At 56.3% G+C, this 318-nt stretch carries 1 protein-coding gene; it reads left to right on the forward strand.

Going from position 1 to position 318, the window contains the following annotated elements:
* On the forward strand, positions 1-318 hold a 318-nt coding region (locus EOB59_RS35095), incomplete at both ends, for an aldehyde dehydrogenase family protein (RefSeq protein WP_128290318.1).

The raw sequence follows: 318 nt of genomic DNA on the forward strand, positions 1-318 counted from the left end.
GCTTTCCCGATGGCGTGGTCAACCTGATCTATGCGTCCGAAGGTGATCGCGTGGGCCGTGAACTCTGCACCAATTCCAAGATTCGAAAGATCAGCTTTACCGGTTCGAACGAGGTCGGACGGCTGCTGATGCGTCAGTGCTCTGACCAGATCAAGAAGGTCAGCCTTGAACCCGGCGGCAATGCACCTTTCATCATCTTCGATGATGCCGACATTGACGGTGCTGTTGACGGTGCGGTCCAGGCGAAGTTCCGCAATGCCGGCCAGACCTGCGTTTCCGCGAACCGCATTTACGTCCAATCGAGCGTTCACGATGAGT

Source organism: Mesorhizobium sp. M7A.F.Ca.MR.176.00.0.0 (assembly GCF_004023165.1).
Lineage (GTDB): Bacteria > Pseudomonadota > Alphaproteobacteria > Rhizobiales > Rhizobiaceae > Mesorhizobium.